General features: G+C 71.2%; 14 protein-coding genes, 3 rRNA genes, 1 pseudogene and 1 riboswitch. Of the genes and pseudogenes, 7 read left to right on the forward strand and 11 right to left on the reverse strand.

Translation table 11 applies throughout. From position 1 onward, the window contains the following. Nucleotides 1-24: 24 nt before the first annotated feature. The 11 genes from MCM47_RS27680 to MCM47_RS27725 form a co-directional block, all read right to left on the reverse strand. On the reverse strand, nt 25-2,727 hold the full coding sequence (locus tag MCM47_RS27680; RefSeq protein WP_238864444.1) for a SpoIIE family protein phosphatase/ATP-binding protein: 2,703 nt from the start codon (nt 2,725-2,727) through the stop codon (nt 25-27). A 344-nt stretch (nt 2,728-3,071) separates the two neighbouring features. Continuing rightward, nucleotides 3,072-3,188, reverse strand: a 5S ribosomal RNA gene (rrf, locus tag MCM47_RS27685). Nucleotides 3,189-3,241: 53 nt separating this feature from the next. Then, nucleotides 3,242-5,281: ribosomal RNA gene (locus tag MCM47_RS27690) — 23S ribosomal RNA — on the reverse strand. Between the two features lie 263 nt (nt 5,282-5,544). Next, a 16S ribosomal RNA gene (locus tag MCM47_RS44100) occupies nt 5,545-6,637 on the reverse strand. Together the 16S, 23S and 5S rRNA genes form the textbook arrangement of a ribosomal RNA operon. Nucleotides 6,638-7,276: 639 nt before the next feature. Next, complete coding sequence (locus MCM47_RS27695; RefSeq protein ID WP_238864445.1) at nt 7,277-7,990, reverse strand: IclR family transcriptional regulator; 714 nt, start codon at nt 7,988-7,990, stop codon at nt 7,277-7,279. Nucleotides 7,991-8,188: 198 nt separating this feature from the next. Continuing rightward, a riboswitch (SAM riboswitch) is annotated at nt 8,189-8,331 on the reverse strand. Nucleotides 8,332-8,671: 340 nt separating this feature from the next. After that, the gene (locus MCM47_RS27700; RefSeq protein WP_238864446.1) at nt 8,672-9,403 is read right to left on the reverse strand and encodes a heparin lyase I family protein; all 732 of its coding nucleotides are present in this window, start codon (nt 9,401-9,403) and stop codon (nt 8,672-8,674) included. Nucleotides 9,404-9,647: 244 nt separating this feature from the next. Beyond that, entirely contained in the window at nt 9,648-10,571 is a 924-nt protein-coding gene (locus MCM47_RS27705; protein WP_238864447.1) for a carbohydrate ABC transporter permease, read from the reverse strand. Further along, complete coding sequence (locus tag MCM47_RS27710) at nt 10,568-11,881, reverse strand: ABC transporter permease subunit (RefSeq protein WP_238864448.1); 1,314 nt, start codon at nt 11,879-11,881, stop codon at nt 10,568-10,570. The genes MCM47_RS27705 and MCM47_RS27710 overlap by 4 nt, the downstream gene beginning before the upstream one ends. 6 nt (nt 11,882-11,887) lie before the next feature. Continuing rightward, complete coding sequence (locus tag MCM47_RS27715; RefSeq protein ID WP_238864449.1) at nt 11,888-13,216, reverse strand: ABC transporter substrate-binding protein; 1,329 nt, start codon at nt 13,214-13,216, stop codon at nt 11,888-11,890. Between the two features lie 52 nt (nt 13,217-13,268). After that, complete coding sequence (locus MCM47_RS27720) at nt 13,269-14,984, reverse strand: alpha-amylase family glycosyl hydrolase (RefSeq protein ID WP_238864450.1); 1,716 nt, start codon at nt 14,982-14,984, stop codon at nt 13,269-13,271. 89 nt (nt 14,985-15,073) lie between these two features. Further along, entirely contained in the window at nt 15,074-16,489 is a 1,416-nt protein-coding gene (locus tag MCM47_RS27725; RefSeq protein WP_238864451.1) for an ABC transporter substrate-binding protein, read from the reverse strand. Between the two features lie 144 nt (nt 16,490-16,633). On the opposite strand from MCM47_RS27725, the gene MCM47_RS27730 reads away from it, so the two are divergent. From MCM47_RS27730 to MCM47_RS27760, 7 genes and pseudogenes are all read left to right on the forward strand, one after another. Next, the gene (locus MCM47_RS27730; RefSeq protein ID WP_238864452.1) at nt 16,634-17,137 is read left to right on the forward strand and encodes a PadR family transcriptional regulator; all 504 of its coding nucleotides are present in this window, start codon (nt 16,634-16,636) and stop codon (nt 17,135-17,137) included. After that, nucleotides 17,134-17,898 (forward strand): ABC transporter ATP-binding protein, encoded by a 765-nt coding sequence (locus MCM47_RS27735; RefSeq protein WP_238864453.1) that lies wholly within the window; start codon nt 17,134-17,136, stop codon nt 17,896-17,898. Before MCM47_RS27730 ends, MCM47_RS27735 begins: the two co-directional genes overlap by 4 nt. 4 nt (nt 17,899-17,902) lie before the next feature. Continuing rightward, a complete protein-coding gene (locus tag MCM47_RS41935) occupies nt 17,903-20,269 on the forward strand; it encodes an FtsX-like permease family protein (RefSeq protein WP_238864454.1) in 2,367 nt (788 codons plus the stop codon). Nucleotides 20,270-20,455: 186 nt separating this feature from the next. Beyond that, nucleotides 20,456-22,483, forward strand: coding sequence for an FUSC family protein (locus MCM47_RS27745; protein WP_238864455.1), 2,028 nt, complete (start codon nt 20,456-20,458; stop codon nt 22,481-22,483). An 87-nt stretch (nt 22,484-22,570) separates the two neighbouring features. Beyond that, nucleotides 22,571-23,634, forward strand: a pseudogene (locus MCM47_RS27750) (polyprenyl synthetase family protein). A gap of 75 nt (nt 23,635-23,709) precedes the next feature. Beyond that, nucleotides 23,710-23,985 carry a hypothetical protein gene (locus tag MCM47_RS27755; RefSeq protein ID WP_238864456.1) on the forward strand — a complete coding sequence of 92 codons (276 nt, stop codon included), beginning with the start codon at nt 23,710-23,712 and terminating at the stop codon, nt 23,983-23,985. A gap of 29 nt (nt 23,986-24,014) precedes the next feature. Then, complete coding sequence (locus MCM47_RS27760) at nt 24,015-25,670, forward strand: tetratricopeptide repeat protein (RefSeq protein WP_238864578.1); 1,656 nt, start codon at nt 24,015-24,017, stop codon at nt 25,668-25,670. The last annotated feature ends 4 nt before the right edge of the window (nt 25,671-25,674 follow it).

Here is a 25,674-nt window from a genome sequence, read left to right on the forward strand (position 1 = left end):
CTACTCGTCCCTCGTCCTGTCGTCCTACTCGTCCACTGGCCAGGCGGCCTCGTCGAGGGGCCAGGCCGCCTCGTCGAGCGGCCACGCCGTCCCTGCGCCCGGTTCGAGGAACTGCTCGGCCCAGATGATCTTCCCCTGCGGGGTGTAGCGGACGCCCCAGCGTTCGGCGAGCCGCGCCACGAGGAACAGGCCGCGGCCACCCTCGTCGTCGGCGACCGCGTAGCGCAGGTGCGGGGCGGTGCTGCTGGTGTCCGAGACCTCGCAGATCAGCGTGCGGTCGTAGAGCAGCCGCATCGTGATCGGACCGGTCGCGTACCGGATGGCGTTGGTCACCAGCTCGCTGAGCACCAGCTCGGTGACGAACACGGCCTCGTCCAGGCCCCACTCGGTGAGCTGCCGGGTGGCGTCGGCCCGGGCCCGGCCCACGGCCGCGGGGGTCTTCGCCACCTCCCACACGGCGGTCCGGCCGGGCTCCAGCACCCGGGTGCGGGCGACGAGGAGCGCGATGTCGTCGGTCTGGCGGGCGGGCAGCAGGGCGTCGATCACCGCGTCGCAGGCCTCCTGCGGCGAGAGGTCGGGCCGGGCCAGCGAGGCGGTGAGCACGTCCAGGCCGACCCCGAGATCACGGGTGCGGTCCTCGATCAGGCCGTCGGTGTAGAGGACCAGGCTGCTGCCCGGCTCTAGCCGCACCTCCAAGGCCTCGAACGGCATCCCGCCCAGGCCCAGCGGCGGACCGGCGGGAAGGTCCAGCAGCTCCGCCGTGCCGTCCGGGCGGACGAGGGCGGGCGGGGGGTGCCCGGCCCGGGCCAGGACGCAGGTGGCGGTGGTGGGGTCGTAGATGGCGTAGAGACAGGTGGCGCCGGTGATCGCGAGCGACCCCTCGACCGCGGCCGCCTCCTGGTCGATGTGGGTGACCAGGTCGTCCAGGTGGCCCAGGAGCTCGTCCGGCGGCAGGTCGAGGGTCGAGAAGTTCTGCACCGCGGTGCGCAGCCTGCCCATGGTCGCGGCCGCGTGGAGGCCGTGGCCGACGACGTCGCCCACGACGAGTGCCACCCGGGTGCCCGACAGCGGGATGACGTCGAACCAGTCACCACCGACCCCCGCCTGGGCGGGCAGGTAGCGGTAGGCGACGTCCAGTGCACTCTGCTCGGGAAGCCCGCGCGGGAGCAGGCTGTGCTGCAGGGTCACGGCCATGGTGTGCTCGCGCGTGAAGCGGCGGGCGTTGTCGATCGACACGGCGGCCCGGGCGGCCAGCTCCTCGCCCAGGGAGAGGTCGTCCTCGTCGAACGGCTCCTTGTCCCGGCCGCGCCAGTAGCAGGCGACACCCATCAGCACGCCCCGTGCCGTCAGCGGGACGGCGACCAGCGACACCAGGCCGAAGTCCATGACCGCCCGCGTGCGCTCGGCGTCCTGCTTGCGCCACCCGGCGTCGGCCGCCACCTCGCGGACCAGCGCGGAACGCCCGCTGACGAACCCCGCCGCGTGCGGAGTGCTCCCCGCCCACCTGACCAGTTCCCCCTGGGGGTACAGCGGCGAGTCGTCGCGGACGCCCGTGACCGCCACCCGCTCCAGCTCCACCGGGGCACCGACCGTGAGGACCGGCGGCTCCTCGCCCCGCAGGACCTCCTGGGCGAGGTCGACCGTGGCGTAGTCGCAGAACTCCCGGGTGGCCACCTGCGCGAGCTCCTCGGCGGTGCGCCGGACGTCCAGGGTGGTGCCGATGGACATGCTCGCGTCGTACAGCAGTCTGAGCCGGCCCCGCGCGACCTCCGCCTTCCCCGCGAGGGCGAGCAGTTCGGTCGAGTCGCGCAGAGTGGTGACGCTGCCGGGCGGACCGCCGCCGCTGTCGGTGGGGCGGGTGTTGACGGCCAGCAGACGCTCACCGACCGGGAGCACCTCATCGCTGACCGCGCGGCCGGCGACCAGCAGTTGGGCCGTCCGGGGCGCGAGGCCGAGACCGGTGACGGCATGCCCCTCCACGTCGGCGGGCAGGTCGAGCAGCCGACGGGCCTCGTCGTTGGCGAGCCGGACCCGTCCGTCGCCACCGACGATGACCACGCCCTCGCGCACCGCGTGCAGCACCGCATCGTGGTGCTCGTACATCCTGGTCATCTCCTCCGGCCCCAGACCGTGGGTCTGCCGCAGGAGACGTCTGCCCACCAGCGCCGTACCGGCCGTGGCCAGGCCGAGCGCGACGGTGCCCGCGCCCAGGACGACCGGCAGCTGCCGGTTGACCGCGCTGCTAACGTTGGCGACCTTCATCCCGGACGACACGATGCCCACGACCGAACCGTCGGCGTCCTCCACCGGGACCACCACCTGGTACTCCAGACCGAGCGGGCCGTGCACCTGTTCGACGGTGACCGCGCCGTTCAGCGACGGTCCGATGGTGCCGACGAACTGCTTGCCGATCTGCTCGGGCTGGGGGTGGGTGTAACGGATGCCGTTCCGGTCGGTCACCACGATGAAGTCGACGTGGGCGTCCTTGCGGGCCGCCTCCGTCAGCGGCTGGAGCACGGCGCTCGGATCGGGGCCCCGCATCGCGTCCACCAGCCCGGGGCTGTGGGCGAAGGCCTGGGCGGCGGCGAGCGAGCGGTCCCGGGCGGCGTCGTACCGGTCGCTGCGGGACTGGATCAACAGCGCGACGACGGCTGCCACCACGAGCAACAGCACGATCAACACCTGCAGGACGAACATCTGCCCGGCGACGCTGCGGATGTTCATCATCGACCGCAGGCGGTACGCCGAAGGCTCTTCCGTAACTGCGCGTGGCTCTTGCCGCCCACGACGGCCACCCGGCCGGCGCAGAGGCGGCCGGGTGACGGGGCCCGTGTCTCTGGCCATACACCCATGGTCCCCTGCCCGAGGTGAGCGGGACATACGGCCGGAGGTGACCACGCACGGCAACCACCCGCCCGGCACGCACGTGCACGCTCCGGAGCCGTCGTCGTCCGGCCGATGCAGGCGGCGGCCGTGGTGGGGCCGGGCCGTCGGCCAGGTCGGTACGAACGCCTCCGAAATGCGAAGAACCCCCGATCCAGGAAATGGATCGGGGGTTCTTCAGAAGAATTGTTCGGCGGCGTCCTACTCTCCCACAGGGTCCCCCCTGCAGTACCATCGGCGCTGTGAGGCTTAGCTTCCGGGTTCGGAATGTAACCGGGCGTTTCCCTCACGCTATGACCACCGAAACACTATGAAACTATCCGCCACCCACCCGCCAGAGCGGTGGGGGTCGTTGTTTCAGAACAACACAGTGGACGCGAGCAACTGAGGACAAGCCCTCGGCCTATTAGTACCGGTCAACCCCACGTCTTTCCGTCCTGCTGCGCGAAACGAGCATCTTTACTCGTAATGCAATTTCACCGGGCCTATGGTTGAGACAGTCGAGAAGTCGTTACGCCATTCGTGCAGGTCGGAACTTACCCGACAAGGAATTTCGCTACCTTAGGATGGTTATAGTTACCACCGCCGTTTACTGGCGCTTAAGTTCTCAGCTTCGCCAGAGCGAACTCTAGCTAACCGGTCCCCTTAACGTTCCAGCACCGGGCAGGCGTCAGTCCGTATACATCGCCTTACGGCTTCGCACGGACCTGTGTTTTTAGTAAACAGTCGCTTCTCGCTGGTCTCTGCGGCCACCCCCAGCTCGGAGTGCAAGACTCGTCACCAGGAATGGCCCCCCTTCTCCCGAAGTTACGGGGGCATTTTGCCGAGTTCCTTAACCATAGTTCACCCGAACGCCTCGGTATTCTCTACCTGACCACCTGAGTCGGTTTGGGGTACGGGCCGCCATGAAACTCGCTAGAGGCTTTTCTCGACAGCATAGGATCATCCACTTCACCACAATCGGCTCGGCATCAGGTCTCAGCCTTAATGTGAGGCGGATTTGCCTACCTCACGGCCTACACCCTTACCCCGGGACAACCACCGCCCGGGCTGGACTACCTTCCTGCGTCACCCCATCGCTCACCTACTACAGGCTTGGTTCAGCGGCTCCACCACGTCCCATCGTCCGAAGACTCCGGGCCGGCTTCACGGCCTTAGCATCACCTGGTTCAGCGTTGGCGCTTCAAAGCGGGTACGGGAATATCAACCCGTTGTCCATCGACTACGCCTGTCGGCCTCGCCTTAGGTCCCGACTTACCCTGGGCAGATCAGCTTGACCCAGGAACCCTTGGTCAATCGGCGCAAGAGTTTCCCACTCTTGTATCGCTACTCATGCCTGCATTCTCACTCGTATACCGTCCACGACTGGTTTCCACCGCCGCTTCACCCGGCACACGACGCTCCCCTACCCATCACAGCAGGCGTTAGCCCTTCATGCTGCAATGACACGACTTCGGTGGTGTGCTTGAGCCCCGCTACATTGTCGGCGCGGAATCACTTGACCAGTGAGCTATTACGCACTCTTTCAAGGGTGGCTGCTTCTAAGCCAACCTCCTGGTTGTCTCTGCGACTCCACATCCTTTCCCACTTAGCACACGCTTAGGGACCTTAGTCGGTGTTCTGGGCTGTTTCCCTCTCGACCATGGAGCTTATCCCCCACAGTCTCACTGCCACGCTCTCACTTACCGGCATTCGGAGTTTGGCTAAGGTCAGTAACCCGGTGAGGCCCATCGCCTATCCAGTGCTCTACCTCCGGCAAGCCCACTGACGACGCTCCCACGGCTTGTAGGCACACGGTTTCAGGTACTATTTCACTCCGCTCCCGCGGTACTTTTCACCATTCCCTCACGGTACTATCCGCTATCGGTCACCAGGGAATATTTAGGCTTAGCGGGTGGTCCCGCCAGATTCACACGGGATTTCTCGGGCCCCGTGCTACTTGGGAGATGAGCAAGCAAGCCGTACAGATTTCGCCTACGGGGGTCTTACCCTCTACGCCGGACCTTTCGCATGTCCTTCGACTATCCATACGGTTTCTGACTCGCCCAGCCGCCGGCAGACGACTGAAGCTCATTCCCACAACCCCGTATTGGCAACCCCTGCCGGGTCTCACACCAATACGGTTTAGCCTCATCCGGTTTCGCTCGCCACTACTCCCGGAATCACGGTTGTTTTCTCTTCCTGCGGGTACTGAGATGTTTCACTTCCCCGCGTTCCCTCCACACTGCCTATGTGTTCAGCAGCGGGTGACAGCCCATGACGACTGCCGGGTTTCCCCATTCGGACACCCCCGGATCAAAGCTCGGTTGACAGCTCCCCGGGGCCTATCGCGGCCTCCCACGTCCTTCATCGGTTCCTGGTGCCAAGGCATCCACCGTGCGCCCTTAAAAACTTGGCCACAGATGCTCGCGTCCACTGTGCAGTTCTCAAACAACGACCAGTCACCCACCTGAACAAGCATGGGACCGGCGACTCTGAAGCAACAGCCTTACGGCCGTTCCCTCAGGACCCAACAACGTGCCCGACACACCCACACCATGAACTCTCTTCCACGCCGAAGCAGTACTAGGAGACATCGTCTGAACTGTGCCGAATAGTCAACGTTCCACCCATGAGCAACCGTGCAGGACACTCGCCTGCAACCGGCATCTTGCTCCTTAGAAAGGAGGTGATCCAGCCGCACCTTCCGGTACGGCTACCTTGTTACGACTTCGTCCCAATCGCTGGTCCCACCTTCGACGGCTCCTCCCCTTACGGGTTAGGCCACCGGCTTCGGGTGTTACCGACTTTCGTGACGTGACGGGCGGTGTGTACAAGGCCCGGGAACGTATTCACCGCAGCATGCTGATCTGCGATTACTAGCAACTCCAACTTCATGGGGTCGAGTTGCAGACCCCAATCCGAACTGAGGCCGGCTTTTTGGGATTCGCTCCGCCTCGCGGCATCCGTAGGAGTCTGGGCCGTGTCTCAGTCCCAGTGTGGCCGGTCGCCCTCTCAGGCCGGCTACCCGTCGTCGCCTTGGTAGGCCATTACCCCACCAACAAGCTGATAGGCCGCGGGCTCATCCTGCACCGCCGGAGCTTTCCACCAACCCCCATGCGGAGGAAGGTCATATCCGGTATTAGACCCCGTTTCCAGGGCTTGTCCCACCAATCAAACTCTCCGTGAATGATTACTCGGCCCCGACATTGAACAGGGCCGGTTCACACTCGCGTTGAGCGGCACGGCAACCACCGGAATAGGGCGGCCCCGCGCACTGCGTCCTCGCTGTGTTATTTCAAAAGGAATCTCCAACCCCAGATCGGCGGCTTGATTTTAGCCTTGCGGCCGTACTCCCCAGGCGGGGAACTTAATGCGTTAGCTGCGGCACCGACGACGTGGAATGTCGCCAACACCTAGTTCCCAACCTTCTGCAGGTACCGTCACTTGCGCTTCTTCCCTGCTGAAAGAGGTTTACAACCCGAAGGCCGTCATCCCTCACGCGGCGTCGCTGCATCAGGCTTTCGCCCATTGTGCTGATAGGCCGCGGGCTCATCCTGCACCGCCGGAGCTTTCCACCAACCCCCATGCGGAGGAAGGTCATATCCGGTATTAGACCCCGTTTCCAGGGCTTGTCCCAGAGTGCAGGGCAGATTGCCCACGTGTTACTCACCCGTTCGCCACTGATCCGCCCCGAAGGGCTTCACCGTTCGACTTGCATGTGTTAAGCACGCCGCCAGCGTTCGTCCTGAGCCAGGATCAAACTCTCCGTGAATGATTACTCGGCCCCGACATTGAACAGGGCCGGTTCACACTCGCGTTGAGCGGCACGGCAACCACCGGAATAGGGCGGCCCCGCGCACTGCGTCCTCGCTGTGTTATTTCAAAAGGAATCTCCAACCCCAGAGAATCTGAGGCCGGGGATGTCAACATATCTGGCGTTGACTTTTGGCACGCTGTTGAGTTCTCAAGGAACGGACACTTCCTTCAGGCGGCTTTCACACCGACCCTCCGGGCGCTTCGTTCTTTCGTGTTCCGAGCTTATCAGACGTTTTCCGCTCCGTTTCCGGGGCTTCGTTCATCCAACTCGCCGGTGTCTTCTGTGGCTGTTCGCCCCGTCCGACGTTCCAAACTCTAGCCGACCTGTGCTTCGAAAAGCGAATCCGGCGACAATCCGATAAACGCACACACCGAATAGACCCGTTCCGAACAGGAGCGCGACGAGACGCGACCCAGCCGAAAGGGAAGGAGTGGTGTTTCAAGGGATCGGCCGCCCCGGGACCGTCCGCGCCGATGCGTGTCCGGTGCTCCCTGCCGAGCGACTGGGCGAGATTACTCCTACTCAGCGCAGGAAACAAACTTGCCCGTCCCAGCGCCCGGCGAGGAGCGGCGGCGTGACGAAGGTGCCGGCCGATCAGGAGTGGCACAGGGCCTCGGTGAGGCGGGCGGCCGCCTCGACCACGGACTGGGAGAGGTGCGCGCCGGGGTGGCGGGTGAGCCGTTCGATCGGGCCGGAGACCGAGACGGCGGCCACCACCCGGTTGGCCGGGCCGCGGACGGGTGCGGAGACGGAGGCGACCCCGGGCTCGCGTTCACCGATGGACTGGGCCCAGCCGCGGCGGCGGACGCCGCTGAGGGCGGTCGCGGTGAAACGGGCGCCCTGCAGCCCGCGGTGGAGTCGCTCGGGCTCCTCCCACGCGAGCAGGATCTGGGCTGCGGAGCCGACCTTCATGGGGAGGGTGACTCCCACGGGAACGGTGTCGCGCAGCCCTGAGAGGCGCTCGACGGCGGCCACGCAGATCCGGATCTCGCCCTGTCGGCGGTAGAGCTGGGCGCTCTCGCCGGTGACGTCGCGCAGGTGGGTGAGGACCGGTCCGGCGGCTGCCAGCAGGCGGTCCTCCCCGGCGGCCGCCGAGAGCTCGGTGAGTCGCGGGCCCAGCATGAACCGGCCCTGCAGGTCCCGCGCGACCAGTCGGTGCTGTTCGAGTGCGACGGCGAGCCGGTGGGCGGTGGGGCGCGCCAGGCCGGTGGCGGTGACGAGTCCGGCCAGGGTGGCGGGACCGGCCTCCAGGGTGCCGAGGATCGAGGTGACCTTGTCGAGCACGCCGACGCCGCTCGTGTTCTCCATGGATGGGTACTCCGTCTCAGATCCCGCGAGCGGCAGCAGGGCTTCACTCGCGGACGCTCCCCGTGGGGAGCCGGGGGGTGGTCAGCGAGGGCAGGCCGGAGAAGTCGGCCGATTGCCTGCGCCGGGCACGAGACGGGTACGCGGAAGGACCTGGGCGGGAAGCGCCCGGGCGAAGGACAGCACTGAGAGCACCGTGTCTCCTCATCTTTCCCGCGCCACATTGGCGGCAGGCCGGAGTTGGCACTGATCCCGGACGGCGCGGCGCGTACTTCGGACGCCGAGTCGACCGGGGAGTTGCCGGGGCTTCGTAGGGCCGGTCCCTCCACCCCTCTGGATGATTCGCCAAGCACCATACAAGATTCCCCGGGCAACCCGCCAAGGGGCCTGCCGCCGCTCACCGGCGAGGGCCGCTCCTCCCGGGTGGGGTCGGGAGGAGCGGCCCTTCGCGGGGCCGGCGCCACCGGGCCGGCTGCCGGGCCGGCTGCCCAGGGTCTCGGGTCAGGGGCGCGGGTCAGGGGCGCGGGTCAGGGCGTCGCGCCGCGCGAGGTGTTCGCGTCGGGGGTGGCCAGGGGCGACGCCGAGGGCCGGGCCGAGGGCCGGGCGGGTCGGTCGCCGTCCCGGAGGAGGTCAGGGTCGAGCAGACGGGTGCCGCCACCGGCCGGTCCGTCGGTCGGCCGCGTCTCACGAGCCGGCGGTGGCCGCCTCCAGGGTGGTCGCCATGACCGGGCTGGTGAAGGTGTTGGTCGCGTCCCCCGAGGAGGGGTGGTACGAGCCCCACTTGAGGTAGTTGCGGTCGCCATCCCAGGTGGTGCCCTTGAAGGTGCCGGAACCGGTGGTGAAGGTCTGCTTCACGCCGTCGAACCAGAAGTCGATGGTGCCGTCGGTGCGGCCGAGCCGGATCTTCAGCGCGTACGAGTGCCACTGGTTGCCGGCGGTCGGCGCGGTCCACAGCGTGTGCGCGACGTGGTCGGTGTCCCACTCCTGGAGGCGGATGCGCCCGGCCGTCGCGTCGATCTCGATCGGGTGGTTCGCCGTGTCGGTGCTCGGCGAGCACTTGAGCTGGAAGACGTAGCGGCTGTTCGCGTCCTTGATGTCCACCTTGGACGACCAGCCGAGGTAGAAGGTGTCGCCCTGCTTCAGGTCGGGGCTCAGCACCTCGCAGCGCTCCTCGCCCGCGGCCTGGAACGCCCGCCACACGCTGCCCTTGGCGGAGTCCTTCACGACGCCGAAGCCGCCCGGCGCGCACTGCACGGCGGCGAAGGAGGACGGGCCCTTGCCGGTGCTCGGGGTCCACAGGACCTTGCCCGTCGCGGCCGCGGAGCTGCCGGCGGTGGCCCAGCCGCAGGAGATGGCGAGCGTGGTGAGAGCCACGACGCCGACAACGGTCTTGCGGTGGTCGGACAGCAGGGACATGTCTCTCCCGGGTGGACGAGTTTCCGGAACGGACGCCGTCCGGGCCGACCGGCCCGGACGCACGAAGCGATTCGACCACCTGCCGAACCACCGGGCCAAGCGGCCCGGCCGACAAGTGCACTTTCGGGCACATCCCCCGACCCTCCCTCGGCCACCGCAGGTTCCCCAGGGCACCGGTGAGCGTGCCCGACCCCGGGCACGCCCGGCCGGGAGGCCGTCCGTCGCTGATCCGCGCCCGCCGGTCTCACTTCACGGATCCGGCCATCGCTCCCTGGATGAAGAACCGCTGGAAGCAGAGGAACACCGCCACCGGGACCAGGAGGGACAGGAACGCCCCGGGTGCGAGGATGTCCATGTTGCTGCCGAACTGCCGCATCTGGGACTGCAGGTAGACGGTCAGCGGCTGCGAGTCGTTGCCGGCGAAGATCAGCGCGACCAGCATGTCGTTCCAGACCCAGAGGAACTGGAAGATGCACAGCGAGGCGACGGCCGGTGCGGCGAGCGGCAGCGCGAGGGCGCGGAAGATCCGCCACTCCCCGCAGCCGTCCATCCGCGCCGCCTCCAGGAGTTCGGCCGGGATCTCCAGGAAGTGGTTGCGCATCAGGAACACGGCGAACGGCAGCCCGTAGCCGACGTGGAACAGCACGACGCCGGGGATGGTGCCGAACAGCCCGACGGCGCCCTCGAGTTTGGCGACCGGGATGAGCCCGACCTGGACGGGGACGACCAGCAGTCCGACCACGCCGAGGAAGACGGCGTCCCGGCCCGGGAACCGCATCCAGGCGAAGGCGTAGCCGGCGCCCGCGGCGAGGGCGACGGTCAGCAGGGTCGCCGGGACGCTGATGAGCACGGTGTTCCACAGCGCCTCGGGGACCTCGCCGCCGCCGAGCAGCGCGGTGTAGTTCTGCAGCGTGAGCTGGGCGGGCTCGGTGAGTGCCGTCCACCAGCCTCCGGTGGCGGCGACCTGTTTGGGGCGCAGCGAGGAGATCAGGAGGCCGACGGTGGGCACCAGCCAGGCGACGGCCGCGGTGATGAGCACGGCCTGGACGAGGCCGCTCCGGGTGAGGGCGGCGAGCCGGGTCGTGACCGGGAGGGCGGGTCGGCGGGCGGACGCCGGTGCGGGCACGGTCGTGGTGGTGGCGGACGGGGCCGTCCGGGTGGTGGTCATGCGCGGCTCCCTCGGAAGCGTCGGACGTTGAGGAGCATCACCGGGACGACGAGGAGCAGCAGCAGGACGCTGAGTGCGCTGCCGAGGCCCTGGTCGTTGCCGCCGCCGAAGGAGACCAGGTAGAGCCGGAGCGCGAGCACGCTCGCGTCCTGCTGCACCGGCCCTGGCGCGATGATGTACACGAGGTCGAAGATCTTCATCACGTTGATGACCATGGTGATGAACACGACGCCGAGGACCGGGGCGAGTTGGGGCACGGTGATGCGGCGGAGGATCTGCCATTCGCCGGCGCCGTCGATCCTGGCCGCCTCGATGGTCTCCCGGGGCAGGTTGGCGAGGCCTCCGGCGATGATGACCATGGCGAAGCCGGCCCAGATCCAGATGTAGGCACCGATGACGGCCGGGGTGATGAACGCCGGGCCGAGCCAGTCGACGCCGCGGTAGGGGGCGGCGAAGTTCGCTGCCGGCATGACCACCGAAGTGGTGGGGGACGGGGCCGCGGCGAACCGGAAGGTGCCGTCGGCGGCGGTGGTGGTGGTCTCGACCGTCCTTCCGCCGTCCCGGAGTTGGACGGTGATGCCGGGCAGGCCCTTCTTCCCTGCGTCCGGCCGGCCGGGGTGGCCGCCGCCGCCCGGGACGAAGTCCGCGAACACCGTGCCGCTGACCCCGTCGCCGCCGGTCGGCTCCTGGGCCGTCCGGGCGTTGGCCGGCAGCGCGCCGGGCTGCACGCCGACCAGCGGCAGCAGCACGACGCGCGTGCCGGCGGGTGCCGTGACGTCGCCGCCCTGGGCCTGGTCGAGGCCGCCGCCGGGGCGCGGGTGGGCGCCCGGGTAGGTCGGCCGGTCGTCGAAGGTGTCGTGGACGGCGACCGCGGCGGCGTTGAGCACGCCCCGCTGCGGGTCCGCGTCGTACACCGTTCGGAAGATGATCCCGGCGGCGAGGAAGGAGATCGCCATCGGCATGAAGACGAGCAGTTTGAACGCGGTGGCCCAGCGGATCTTCTCGGTGAGCACCGCGAACACCAGGCCGACGGCGGTCACCAGGGCCGGGGCGACGGCGACCCAGATCGCATTGTTGCGCACGGCGGTGAGGGTGGCGTGGTCGGTAAAGGCGGTGCCGTAGTTGTCGAGTCCGACGAAGCGGTGGCCGGAGGCGTCGAAGAGGCTGCGGACCACCGAGTAGCCGATGGGGTAGACGACGAGGGCGCCGAGCAGCAGCAGCGCGGGCAGGACGAAGAGCAGGGCGAGGCCCCGGTGGCGCCGGAGGGCGCCACCGGATGCCCGGCCGCTGCGGGGTGAGCGCAGAGACATGGTGGATCAGCCCTTGTAGGCCTTGGCGGCGTCGGCTTCGAGCCTGGCCGCGGCGCCGTGGACGTCGGAGGGGTTGGCGAGGAAGTCCTGGAGGTCCTTCCACTCGCCCTGGCCCGCGGTGCCGCCGAACGCGGCGGGGGCCTGGTCCGACATGTCGAAGCGGAAGGCGTCGCCGGCGTCGATCACCGACTTGGCGAACTGCCGGGTGGTGTCGTCGGGGTAGACCGAGGGGTCGACGGCCTTGTTGGGCGAGATGAATCCGCCGGCCTTGGCCCAGACGGTCGCCGCCTCGGGGCCGGCCAGGAACTCGACGAACTTCTGCGCGGCCCCGGGGTGCTTGGCGCCCTTGAGGACGACCGCCGCGTCGCCGGCGCCCATCACCGGTGCCTTGCCGCCGTCCACGGCGGGGAAGGGGAACACCTTGGCGTCGGTGCCGACCTGCTTCTTCAGCTCCGAGGCGATGACGCCGCCGACGAAGTCGCCCTCGTGGGTCATGGCGGCCTTGGGCTGTGCTCCGAAGACCTGCTGGACGGAGGTCGGGAAGTCGGTCTGCAGGGCGCCCTGCCCGCCGCCGGCGACGAGTTGCCTGTCGCCGAAGACCTTGCCGAGGGTGGTCAGGGCCTTGAGGACCGACGGGTCGGTCCACGGGATCTCGTGCCGGGTGAGCTTGTCGTAGAGCTCGGGTCCGGCCTGGGAGAGGTAGACGTTCTCGAACCAGTCGGTGAGGGTCCAGCCGGCCTGGCCGCCGATCGAGAAGGCGGGGGTGCCGGAGTCGGAGAGCGTCCGCCCGGCCTTCAGCAGGTCGTCGAAGGTGGTCGGGGGCTGGACGCCGGCGTTCTGGAAGGCGGTGGGGCTGTACCAGACGGTCGACTTGTCGGCGGCCTTGAAGTAGAGGCCGTACTGGGTGCCGCCGACGGTGCCGAGGCCGGACCAGACGCTGGCGTAGTCCCTCTTCGCGGCATCGGTGACGGCGGGCGAGAGCGGCGCCAGCCAGCCCTTCTCGGCGAACTGCTTGATCACGCCGGGCTGCGCGACCATGACCACGTCCATCGGGTCGCCGCCCTCGATCTTGCTGCCGACGACGGTGGAGAGGTTGTCGCCGGTGGAGGTGTAGCTGACGGTGGCGCCGGTCTTCGCGGTGAAGGCGTCCAGCACCTTCTTGAAGTTCTCCTGCTCGGTACCGCTCCACACGGCGGCGACGGTCAGGGTCTGTCCCTTGAGTTCCTGGGTGGCGGAGTCGGCGGCGCCGCCGCCTCCCCCGCTGCCGCAGGCGGTGGCGGTGGCGGCCAGCACGACGGAGGCGGTCAGGGCGGGAAGAGCGTTACGGAGTCTCATCGTCGAGTCTTCTTCCGTGAGGCGGGTGGGGGCTTCAGGACGTGACGGGTAGTCAGATGGATTCGGCTGCTGTGGTCTTGACCCACCAGGCGGCCGTTGCGGGCGGCAGGACGCCGTCGTCGCACGGGCCGCTGGCCAGCAGGGGCGGGCCGACGACGGGGGCCGGTGCGGGGGTGTCGCCGAAGTTGACGGCACACACCAGGCCCTCGCCCCTGACGAAAGCGAGGACGCCGGGCGGGGTCTCGAGCCACCGCAGCGTGCCTTCGCCGAGCTGCGGGAGTTCACGGCGCAGTTGGAGCGCGGCACGGTACAGGTGGAACACCGATCCGGCGTCGGCCCGCTGCCGCTCGGCCGTGTGGGCGGCGAACGAGGCCGGCTGCGGCAGCCACGGCGCGGCCGGGCTGTCCGGCGGGCTGAAGCCGAACGGGGCCTCGGCGCCCGACCAGGGCAGCGGTATCCGGCAGCCGTCGCGGATCCCGGTCCGGCTGCCCGTGCGGCGGAAGATCGGGTCGGTGATCGACTCGTCCGGCAGGTCGAGGACTTCGGGCAGTCCGAACTCCTCGCCCTGGTAGATGTAGGCGGCTCCGGGCAGCGCCAGCATCAGGAGGGCGGCGGCCGTGGCCCGGGCGGGACCGGAGGCGGGGTCCTCCCCCGCGAACCGGCTCACCGTGCGGACCTGGTCATGGTTGTTGAGCACCCAGGTGACCGTCGACCCGGTGGCGGTGATGTCCCGCACGGCGTCGTCGATGACCCGGTGGAAGTGCGCGAGGTCCCACGGCGCGTGCAGCAGGTGGAAGAAGAACGCCTGGTGCAGTTCGTCGGGGCGCACGTACAGCGCCTGTTCGGCCGGCGTGGGCACGGACGCCTCACCGACGAGCAGCCGCTGCCGGCCGTCGCGGACGGTGTACTCCTCGCAGATCGCGCGCCACCGGCGCCAGACCTCGTGGACCTCCGGCTGGTTCCAGGCCAGCGGGTTGACCGAGTCGCGGGTGCGCTCGTCCACGTCCGGGTCGGGCGAGTCCGGCAGCTGGGGGTGCTTGTACAGCCCGGCCGCGACGTCGATCCGGAAGCCGTCGACGCCGCGGTCGAGCCAGAACCGCAGCACTTCCTCGAAGTGGGCGGCGACGTCGGGATTGCGCCAGTTGAAGTCGGGTTGCTCCGGGGTGAACAGGTGGAGGTACCACTGGCCGGCCCGGCCGTCGGCCTCGGTGGCCCTGGTCCAGGCCGGGCCGCCGAACATGGCCCGCCAGTTGTTGGGCGGCAGCTCACCGGCCTCGCCGCGCCCGTCGGCGAAGTGGAACCGCGCCCGCTCGGGGCTGCCGGGGCCGTTGGCCAGCGCCTTCTGGAACCACGGGTGCTCACGTGAGCAGTGGTTGGGGACGACGTCCAGGACCAGCTTGAGGCCGAGCAGCCGGCAGTCCGTCACCAGGCGGTCGAACTCGGCGAGGTCGCCGTAGACCGGGTCGACGGCGCAGTGGTCGGCGATGTCGTAGCCGTGGTCGTGCTGGGGTGAGACGTAGAACGGGTTGAGCCAGACGCCGTCGGCGCCCAGCTGCCGCACGTGGTGCAGCTGTTCCCGGACGCCGGCGAGGTCGCCGACGCCGTCGCCGTCGGTGTCGCGGAAGCTGCGCACGTAGATCTGGTAGATCACGGCGTCGCGCCACCAGGCACGGGCGGCGGGGGCGGTGGTGGGGACGGTGGTGGGGGCGTGCGAACGAGCGCGCGGCAGGGTGACCGCGTCGCCGTCGGGGAGGGTGGGGTGGGGCATTCGCTACTCCAACGGTTATGCATTCGCGTTAGGTATAGCAGGCAGATGGCGGCACTGTTAAGCCCTTGTTTGATGGCGTTTCCCAGGAGTTACGCGACGGGACGCCCGCTCGACGATAGATACACGTTAGGTACCGGTAGGTAGCGGACTCGCGAGGCAGGGGGACGAACCGCCCCCGGTCGTCGTCGGCGTCGACTCAGCCGACGATGGCGCGCAGCTCGGCGGCGAGGCGGGGCAGCGCGGCCTCGGCGGTCCGACGGCCCGACACGACCTCGAACGCCGCCTCGCTGAACGCGAGGCTCAGCTGCTGGTACTGCGGCACGCCGGGGCGCGCCCCGGGCCGCCAGGATCGCGGTGCGCAGCACGGGCAGGTACGGGAACCGGGCCGTCAGGTCCGGGTCCGCGTAGAGGTCGGCCCAGACCGGCGGCAGGCCGCCGTCGGTCAGCACGCGGTACTGCGCCCGGCGGCTGGTCAGGTAGCCGATCAGTGCCCGGGCGGTGCGCTGACGTCGGGAGAACCGGCTGACCGCCAGGCCCGAGCCGCCCAGCACACCGCTGCCGGGCCCGTTCGGGCCGGGCAGCGGCACCACGCCGAACCGCCCCTCCACGGGGGACCCGGCGCCGCCGACCGCGTGGTAGACGTACGGCCAGTTCCGCAGGAAGAGCAGGCCGCCCCGGCCGAAGGCCGCGCGGGACTCCTCCTCCTGGTAGCCGAGCACCTCGGGCGGGATCCAGCCGTCGCGCACGCCCCCGGCCAGGAACTCCAGCCCGGCCAGGGCCTGCGGGCTGTCGACCACCACGGTTCCGTCGCTGGCCAGCAGGTCCCCTCCGGCCGAACGGATGGCCTCCAGCGCGTTGACGGCGAGTCCCTCGTAGGGGCTCAGCTGGCCCGCGTAGCCGGACAGCCCGTGCGCGGGGGCCAGCGTCCGTGCCTGCCGCGCCAGTTCCGCCCAGGTGGTGGGCGGCTGCTCACCGGCGGCGGCCAGCACGTCGCTCCGGTAGTACAGCAGGGCGGCGTTGGCGACGAACGGCACCGCGTACAGCCGGCCGTCGTAACGTCCGGTCCGCACGACCGGCGGCAGGAAGCTGTCCAGCGCGAAGTCCGACTCGTCCAGCGGCACGGTCCACCGCCTGGCCGCGAACTCGGCCGTCCACACTACGTCGAGGTTGAGCACGTCGAAGCGGCTTCCGCCGGCCGACAGCTCGCCGGCGAGCTGGGCGTGCACCTCGTCGGCCGCCTCGGGCAGCTCGACCAGCTCGGCGGGCTGGTCCGGGTGCTCGGCGTTCCAGTCGGCCAGCAGCCCGCGCAGGTAGCGGGTGGTGTCCCGGCCGGTGGCCAGCGTGACCGGCCCGACGCCCTCCGGGTCACCCGCCGCACGCGCACCGCCGACCAGGCCGTACCAGGCGGACGCGCCCCCGGCCGCGAGCACCGCCGCCCCGCCCGCCAGGGCGCGCACCACGCGCCGTCGGCCCGCGTCGGGACCGGTGGGCGGCCGGTTGTCCATGGAGCTCCTTCGATCCGCCGGCACGGGTGGGGGCCGACGCACGTCCCTTTATACGGCCTCCCTGCTGGTGGGGACCCGTCTGCCCGTACTGTGTGACCGAGGTGTAACCAGCGAGCAGGAACGAGAAGGAAGAGGTGACGCCCGGTGCGCCATCAGCTGCTGGCGCTGCTGGCCCGGCAGCCCGCCTACGGGTACGAGCTCAAGCAGGGGCTTGAGCAGACCTTCGGCGCGGCGTACCCTCAGCCGAACATCGGCCAGATCTACGTGACCCTGAGCCGACTGGAGAAGTCCGGACTGATCCGCGGCACCGAGGTGACGCAGGAGGGCAGGCCGGACAAGAAGGTCTACGAGATCACGGAGAAGGGCACCGAGGAACTCGCCGGCTGGTTCGAGGCGCCCACGGAGGGGCCCCGGGTCAGGGACGAGTTCTTCATGAAGCTCATCCTGGCCGAAGGCACCGACCTCGCCGACCGGCTGACGCTGATCAACAACCAGCGCCGGCACTGCATCAACACGATGCGCGGACTCAACAAGCTGGCCGCCACCGAGCGCGGCAACCGGACCTCGCTGTTGCTGATCGAGGGCGCGGTCCTGCACCTGCAGGCCGACCTCGACTGGCTGGAGCGTTGCCAGGAGGAGCTCACGTGACCGGCTCGGAGCCGATACCACCGCTGCTGGCCGCCGACGGCGTGGTGCGCTCGCACCTGAGCGGCTCGACCCTGATACCGGCGGTCCGCGGCGTCAGCCTGCGGATCGACCGGGGCGAGTTCGTCGCCGTCACCGGCCCTTCGGGCGCCGGCAAGTCCACCCTGCTGCACCTCCTCGCCGGCCTGCTGCGGCCCGACGAGGGCGAGCTGCGGCTCGACGGGCGCCGGGTGGACGGCCTGCGCGAGTCCGCCTGGGCCCGCCTGCGCCGCCGGCACTACGGGATCGTCTTCCAGAGCGGCAACCTGCTCCCCGACTTCTCCGTCGCGGACAACATCGAACTCACCGCGGTGCTCGCGGGCATGTCCGGCCGCACCGCCCGCGAACGCCGCCAGGAACTCCTCGAAGACCTCGGCCTCGCCCACAAGGCGGCCGCCGGGCCCGGCGAGCTCTCCGGCGGTGAGCGCCAGCGGGTCGCCCTGGCCCGCGCGCTGGTCAACCGGCCGGAGCTGCTCCTCGCCGACGACGAGCCCACGGGGAACCTCGACAGCCGCAGCGCCCGCGACGTCCTCGCCCTGCTCAGCCGCTACCACGAACAGGGCACCACCATCGTGCTGGTCACCCACGACGCCCGGGCGGCGAGCACCGCCGACCGCGTCGTCAGCCTCTTCGACGGCCGGATCGCCGACGACGCCCGCGTGGAGGAGCCCCCCGCCTCGCGGCGCGCCGTCGGGGTCCGCGACATCATCGATTTCGGCGGGTGAGCCGGTGTCCGCCGTCCTGCGCTGGATCCGGGCCGACCTGCGCTCGCACCGCCTCCACGCCCTGCTGATCGTCCTCGCCACCGGCGGTACGGCCGCCGCCCTCCTGCTCGCCGGCACGCTGCTCGGCGCCGCCGCCGACCCGTGGCAGCGGCAGTTCCGTGCCGCGGGATCACCGGACATCCGGATCGACCTGCGCCCGTCCGCGACCGCCCGGGGCGGCGCCGACGAACCCTCGGCCGCCGTGCTCGCCGGCGAGCCCGGGGTGCTCGCCGTCTCACCGTCCCAGCACACCGCCGAGACCACCCTGGTGGGCCGGCACGCCGACGGCGCCGCGGACGCCGGCCCGCCCGGCCGCACGACGCTCGTCCTGCGCGGCGACACCCCGGACGCGGCCCGCCCGCTGCTGCGCTCCGGGCGCTGGCTCGATCCGGACGACCTCCACGGCATCGTGCTCGAACAGTCCGCGGCCGACGCCGCCTGGGCCCGCACCGGGGACCACCTGACCGTCCTCGACGCCCGCGGCGGCCCGGTCGACCTCCAGGTCGTCGGCATCGCGGACAGCCCCGACCAGTTGCCCAGCCAGGCCGCCGGCTACGACCTCGGCTGGGCTCCTCCCGCCACCCTCGACCTCGTGCAGCCCGAGCGGGCGGCGCAGGGACTCACCCTCGGTCTGAAGCTGGCCCGCCCCTCCGACGCCGGGTACGCGGCCCAGCGGGTAGTCAGCGTCCTCGGCGCCGAGCGGGTCTCCCGGATCACCACCTGGCTGGACGCGCGGGCCGCCCGGCAGCAGGACAACCGGCTGGCCGGCCTGCTGCTCGGCCTCAGCGGAATCGCCGCCCTGCTCGCCGCGGCCCTCGTGGTGGCCGGTGCGGCCGGCGGCCGGATCCGGGCGCGGACCGGCGACATCGCCCTGCTCAAGGCGCTCGGCTTCACCGCCGGCCAGGTCGCCTGGATGTTCATCGCCGAACAGCTCCTGCTGGCCGGCACCGGCGTGCTGCTCGGCGCCGGCGGGGCCGCGATCGCCGTCCACGCCGTACCGGCCCTCGGCGGCGGGGCCGACGCGCTGCCCGGGCTCGTCCCCGGCGGCACGGCGACCACCGGCGCCGTGATCGCCGCCGCGCTCCTCGCCGTCGGGGCCGCCGCCGCGCTGCCCGCCCTGCGGGCTGCCCGGGTCGCCCCCGTGCCTCCGACCGACGGCACCCGGCCGCCCGTCATGACGGGCCGACCGGTCCGGCTCGGCCCCCTCCGACGGCTGCCGCCGGCCCTCGCCATCGGGCTGGGCGGCGTCCTGCGCCGGCGCTCGGACCTGGTCGGAAGCGCCCTGCGGCTGACCGTCCCGGTCGTCGCCGCCACCCTGGCCCTGAGCACCTGGACGACCCTCGACGCCGTCACCCGGCCCGACGGCGGCGCCACCGTGCCGGCCGTCACCGCCCGCCGCGCCACCCCCGACCAGACGCCCGGGGACGGGCAGCTCGCCGCCGCCCTGGCCGGCGACGTCGCCGTGCAGGGCGTCTACCCGGGCGCCGAGGTGCAGGCCCTCGCACCCGGCCAGTCCGCGACGCTCACCCTCCGCGCCGTCGGCACCACCGACGCCCCGTACCCGTACACCCTCGTCGAGGGCCGGGCGATCCGCGCCACCGACGAGGCCGTCGCCGGACAGGGCGCCCTCGACCTGCTCGGCGCCCGGGTCGGCCAGTGGGTGCGGCTCACCACCGGGAGCACCCCGCGCATCCTGCACATCGTCGGGCGCAATCTCGAACCGGAACACGGCGGGCGTGTCCTGTCCACCGGCTTCGACACCCTCGACCGGCCCGGCGATCCCACCCACCCCGACTTCTGGCAGCTGACCCTGCGCCCCGGCCAGGACCCGGCGGAGGTCCAGCGCGACCTCCCCGCCCGCGCCGGCCTCGCCGGCCGGACGGAGATCCGCGTCCCGACCGGCCCGGTCACCCGGCCCGGTGCCCTGCGGGTCAGCGTGATCGGCCTCCTGCTCCTGCTCTCCCTCATCTGCCTGGTCGACCTGGTCACCACGGCCACCGCCGGCTTCCAGGAACGCCGCCGGGACCTCGGCCTGCTCCGGGCGACCGGTCTGACCCCGGGCCAGTCCGCCGTGGTCCTCGCAGTCCGGGGGACGGCCATCGCCCTCGTCACCGTCGCCGTAGGCTCGGCCGTCGCCGTCCCCCTCGTCCGGCGGCTCATCGACCGGCAGGGTGAGCTGAGCGGCATCGGCGCGGGCATCGCCCGCACACCCTCCGTCTGGACGGTCCTCGCCATGGCCGCCGTCTGCGCCACCGCGGCCGCCGTCCTCTGCGCCCTCCCGGTGCTGCGCCTCCCCCCGCCGACCCGCACCCCGGACGGCACCGGCCGGTAGCCGCGGACGACGGATTTATCCGGAGCGTAACGGCGGCGCAGCAGCCCGGACGATCCGCCCGCCTACGCTGCGAAGCGTCGTCGCTGCCATCGGATCCGTCGCCGCCGCCGGATCCGCCGCAGCCACCGGATCCACCGCCTCGTCCGTAGCGGACGCGGGGTGCCGGTACCGGATCCGAGGAGGACCGTGCGCCGTCCGAACCCGCCCGACTGGCTCGCCCACCCCCTGCGCATCCAGCACGGCCCCGTCCCCTGGACGGCCGCCCTGCGCGGGGCCCTCGGGATGGCCCCGCTGCTCGCCGCCGGGGTCGCCCTCGGCCACCCCCACGAGGCCGTGCTCGCCGGGCTCGGCGCCCTGTTCGCCGGCATCAACGACCGCGCCGGTACCCGCCGGGCGGGTCTGCTGCACATCGGCGTCCCGGCTCTCGGCGGCGCACTCGGCCTGCTGCTCGGTGTCGCCGACGGTTGGTGGGCCGTCCCGCTGCTGGGCGCCGTCGGCCTCGTCTCCGGTGCGATCAGCGTCGCCGGGCCGGTCAGCTCGGCCGCTGCCGTCCAGCTGCTCGTCCTCGCCGCCGTCGGCAGCGGCATGCCGCTCCAGTCACCCGGTCCGCTGAAGGCGTGCTGCTACCTGGCCGGCGCTTCATGGATCGTGCTGCAACGGCTCGCCGTCCGCCCGCGCGGCACCGCCCGAGGACACGACGCCGGCGAGCGGCTCGCCGTCGCCGCCGTGTTCGACGCCCTCGCGGACGCGCTCGCAGCCGTCGGCACCCCCGGCGCCGCTGCGGCCCGGCGCCGCCTCACCACAGCACTCGACCGGGCCGACGAGGCGCTGCGCCTGCGCCGCCTGCTCCCGCTGCCCGGTCGCCGCCGGACCGGGCCGGACCGGGCGTCCGTACGCCTGGCCGCCGCATCGGCCCTCTGCGAGGCGGCCGTCGCACTGCTGTGGGAGAGCGAACCCCTGCCACAGCGGATCGGCGACGGCCCGCGCCGCCTCGCTGCGGCCGTCCGCACCGACACGACTCCCGGGCCGCTGCCCGCGCCCGTCTCCGACACGCCGGCCCGCACCGCGTTCGACCGTGCCCTCCTCGACGCCGGACTGGCCTTCAGCCTCGCCGGCCCCGGCGTCGGGCGGCCCGACCGGACGCTGAGCGGCACCGACCGCACGGGGACGCCACGGACCGCGCCGGGCCGTCCACGGAGCCGGGTGCACCCGGCCGGGCCCGCCGGACGCGAGTACGGACTGCGCGTCGCCGTCTGCGTGACCGTCAGCACCGCCGCCGCCCTGCTGCTGCGGACCGACCACTGGTACTGGCTGCCGGCAACCGCCGCCTTCCTGGTCAAGCCGGACTACGGGCCGTTGTTCTCCCGCGTCGTCAACCGCTTCGCGGGCACGGCCGTCGGCGTCCTGCTGTTCGCGGTGCTCGCCGCGTTCGCGCCGAGCGCGGCCGGAACCGGCGCCTGGTGGCCGGTCGCGGCGGTCGCGATCGCCGGTGCCCTGCTGCCGTCGGCCCTGTGCCACTTCGGACTCCAGACCGCCGTCATCACCGTCACCGTGCTGGCCTTCGTCACCCTCGGCGGCGACACCCAGGCCGTGACCTCCCGCCTCGGCGACACCGCGATCGCCTGCGCGATCGTGCTCCTGGTCGGCCACCTGCCGGCTCTCGTCGACTCCCGTGCCGGCGTGGGCCACCGCTCCGCCCAGGCGCTGCGCGACATCCACCACTACCTGGATCACATCCTCGACGAACCCGGGGAGCCGCACCGCACGGACCCGGACCTTCGCGACGCGCACCACGCCCACCAGGCGCGCTCCGCACACCACGCGCACGCCGTGCACCACGCAGACCGGCGGGCGGTGCTGCGTCGTGCCGCGTACCAGGCGCTCGCACAGGCCCGCACCGCCGCCGAGCACGCCGCTGCCGAGCTCCGTACGGCGCCGGACCGGGACTGGCTCCGCGTCACCGCCGGTGCCGAACGCATCGCCGACGCCGCCACCGCCTGCGCCGTACGCCTGGAACACGGCGCGCCCCGACCGGCCCCGCCGGCCCGGCGGGAGGTGACCGCCGCACTGGCGGCCGTGGCGGACGCCATCGACGGCCGGGGGCCCGCCGCCACCTCGCTCGCCACCGCCTCGGCCCACGTCCCCGACGGCTGCCGCACGCTCGACGACATCCTCACCGAACTCCGGCGGATCGACGCCCTGGCGGCGCCCTGAGCCGCCGACAAGGACGATCCGGCCACGGCCCGGCGGCGGGGGCGCGCCCATGCGGATGAGAGGGTGGGCCCCGTGAACGAGACGATCATGGCAGAAGCCCGCGAGCGAGCCGCCGGACACCGGCACCGGTTCGACCTCCGCTTCGAGGCCTACTTCGCCGCCCTCCCGGAACGCCTCGACACCCCGCCGCTCAGCCGGTTCACCCCACGCTGCCTGGAACTGCTGCGGGACCTCTCACTGCGCGGCGGCAAGCGGCTGCGGGTCGCCCTGCTGTACGAGGCCGCCCGGCTGGTGACCACCGACCCGGTACCCGGCCTGGCCGAGGCCGCCCTGAGCATCGAACTGCTCCAGACGCACGGGCTCGTCCACGACGACATCATCGACGACACGCCCCTGCGCCGCGGCGGCCCCTCCACCTACTACGCCTACCGCCGGGACTTCCCGGAGGCGGACCGCACCGCCCTCGGCCTGGCCCTCCTGGCCGGGGACCTCGCCGCCTTCCTCGCGATGCGGGTCCTGCTGGACGCGGACGTCCCCGCCGAGCTGCGCCAGGCGATGCTGGAGGTACAGCTCGACGCCGGCGCCGAGACGGTCACCGGCCAGATCGTCGACCTTGAACGCGACTTCCGGCCGCTCCCGGACGAGGAGTTCCTGCACACCGTCTGCGAGTACAAGTCCACCCGGTACTCCGTGCTCGCCCCGCTGCGACTGGGCCTGCTGGCCGCAGGTGAGGACGTGGCCCGCCACGACGCACGGCTGCGCCGGTACGCGACCCTGGTCGGCATCGGCGGCCAGCTCCGCGACGACTACCTCGACCTGTTCGGCGACGACGGCACCACCGGCAAGTCCACCGGCACCGACCTCCGCGCCGGCCGCCGCAGTTACGCCGTGAGCGCCCTGCTCGCCGCCGCGGACGGGACGCAGCGGGCCGTGGTGGAGTCCGCGCTCGGTGACCCGCACTGCCCCGACGAAACGGTCGAGCACGTCCGCGAGCTGGCCCGGCTGCTGGGCGTGGACGACAAGCTCCGCTCCGACATGCGCCGCTGCGCCGATGCGGCCCGCACCGAGGCCCGGGGCTGGCGCCCGCACTGGCGCGAGGAGGCGGTGGCCTCTTCGAAGGCCTGCCGCTGTCGCACGTGATACCGGGGTAGTGCACCGATCCCCGGGCTCCGGTGGGCACCCGAGCAGCACCGGCCGGGGGGTGTGGCCTGATCCGATCACGTTCAATGACTACCTGTCAGATCACTTCTGGCGTAACGTCTTCCGCCATGGGGCGGGAGGATCCTTGGCTGGCGCGCATCGAGGACACCCGGGGGCGCGTGCACGGGGCCGGGACGATGCTCGACGGCCAGTACGTGGCTGGTCAGTGCGAAGATCACCTCGGTCTGAGCCTGCTGACCGATCGCGTCACCGATGATCTCTTCCGCCAGTTGGAGGAGTTGGGCTCGCCGATAGTCCTCGTGGTGAACGCGGTCGACCGTGCGAGGAGAAGCGGTTCCTGATCGAGCTCAGACACGACGACATCGTCGACATCTACGACTTCGTGACACACGAGCCGGCAGGCGGATCCGGGCGCGGCTACCACGGCTACCTCGTGATGGAATACGTACCCGGCTACTCCCTGGAGCACCCGGAACTGTTCGGCCGACTGGCGACCGAGCAGGTCATCGGCTACGTCCTGCGCGTACTGCGGGCGTTCCAGTACCTCCACGACAACCAGTACCTGTTCTGCGACCTGAAGCCGAGCAACCTGATGGTGTACGGCTCCCAGATCAAGCTGATCGACCTCGGCGCGGTTCGCGAGGCCGGGACACCGGGCAGCGGGGCGTACTCGGAGGAGTACAGGGCCCCGGAGCTGATGGTCACCGGGCCCACTGTCGCCACCGACCTCCATACGGTGGGCAGGACCCTGGAGTCGCTCTTCCGGTGGTACACCGCCGACCCGGACAGTGCCCGCTTCACCTCGCTGCACCGGCTCATCAGTCGCGCCACCCATGACGATCCGCAGCTGCGCTTCGCCTCGGCAGCCGAAATGGCAGGCCAACTGAGCGGCGTGCTCCGCGAGTTGGTATCACGCCGCGACGGCACCCAGTACACCGCGCCGTCGCTGCTCTTCGCCCGCTCCACCGCGCTGATCGACCCCGGGCTCGGGACGGTGCCGCCGCTCGACCGGTGGACGAGCTCCGCGGCGCTGCGGGCGGCGGTCGAGGGCAGCTGCCGTCCGCTCGCCACCGCGCCGCCCACGCCGGTCATGGCAGCGGCCAGGCTGCCCGAGCCGCTGGTCGACGCCCGCGACCCCGCTGCCGGGTTCCTCAGGGCGTCGGTCAGCGCCGATCCGGCGGTCGCGCTGTCCCAGCTCGCCTCCTACGCCGATCCCGCCCCGGCCTCCGCCCATGCGTCCTCGCCCGAGGTCGAGTTGCTGCGCTGTCGACTCCACCTGCGGCTTGACGACCTCGAGGCGGCGCGCGCCGCACTGGACCAGGCGAGGGGCCTGTTGCGGCCCGGCTGGCGGCTCAACTGGCATGAGGGACTGATGGCACTGGCCGAGCAGCAGCTCGGCGGCGCGGAGAAGATGTTCACCTCCTGCCACCAGATGCTGCCGGGTGAGCTCGCACCGCAGCTCGCGCTGGCACTGTGCGCCGAGTACCGAGCGGCGAACCGAGCGGCGAACGACGAGGAGCTCGACGCCGCAGCGGCGGCCTACCTGTCGGTGTGGCGGACCGACAGCTGGCACGAGAGCGCCGCCTTCGGCCACGCCCGGACGAGGCTCCGCCGTGGTGACCGGGCCGGCGCGATCTCGGCGTTGAGGCAGATACCCGACACCTCACCGCACCATCGGGCGGCGCGGATCGCCGCGCTGTGCATTCACGTAGGGCGGCTCGACGCGGGCCCCGAGGGCCTGCCCGAGCGCGCGGACCTCGCTGAAGCCGAGCAGCTTCTGGCCACACTGCCGTTGGACGAGCCAGAGCGGCGTCGGCTCGCCGCCCTGATCCTGGAGGCAAGGCTCGACCGCCGGCGCGGCCCGCAACCGGGCCGAACCAAGTCTGACGACGACGTCACGGAACACGAGATCCGGTTGAGGCTGGAGAAGGAGTATCGGGCGTTCGCCAAGTGGGCACCGGACGAGATCCGCCACACCGTGCTCGTCGATCTGGCCAATGCCGTAAGGCCGGTCACCACGCGGTGAGCCG

The organism is Kitasatospora sp. A2-31, from assembly GCF_022288725.1.
Taxonomy (GTDB): domain Bacteria; phylum Actinomycetota; class Actinomycetes; order Streptomycetales; family Streptomycetaceae; genus Kitasatospora.

Bases quoted from the DNA above. Each gene is read 5' to 3' on its own strand.
- MCM47_RS27725 (WP_238864451.1), bottom strand. From the start codon at position 16,489: ATGGACAACCGGCCGCCCACCGGTCCCGACGCGGGCCGACGGCGCGTG.
- MCM47_RS27700 (WP_238864446.1), bottom strand. From the start codon at position 9,403: ATGTCCCTGCTGTCCGACCACCGCAAGACCGTTGTCGGCGTCGTGGCT.
- MCM47_RS27715 (WP_238864449.1), bottom strand. From the start codon at position 13,216: ATGAGACTCCGTAACGCTCTTCCCGCCCTGACCGCCTCCGTCGTGCTG.
- MCM47_RS27720 (WP_238864450.1), bottom strand. From the start codon at position 14,984: ATGCCCCACCCCACCCTCCCCGACGGCGACGCGGTCACCCTGCCGCGC.
- MCM47_RS27680 (WP_238864444.1), bottom strand. From the start codon at position 2,727: ATGATGAACATCCGCAGCGTCGCCGGGCAGATGTTCGTCCTGCAGGTG.
- MCM47_RS27710 (WP_238864448.1), bottom strand. From the start codon at position 11,881: ATGTCTCTGCGCTCACCCCGCAGCGGCCGGGCATCCGGTGGCGCCCTC.
- MCM47_RS27755 (WP_238864456.1), top strand. From the start codon at position 23,710: ATGACTACCTGTCAGATCACTTCTGGCGTAACGTCTTCCGCCATGGGG.
- MCM47_RS27695 (WP_238864445.1), bottom strand. From the start codon at position 7,990: ATGGAGAACACGAGCGGCGTCGGCGTGCTCGACAAGGTCACCTCGATC.
- MCM47_RS27705 (WP_238864447.1), bottom strand. From the start codon at position 10,571: ATGACCACCACCCGGACGGCCCCGTCCGCCACCACCACGACCGTGCCC.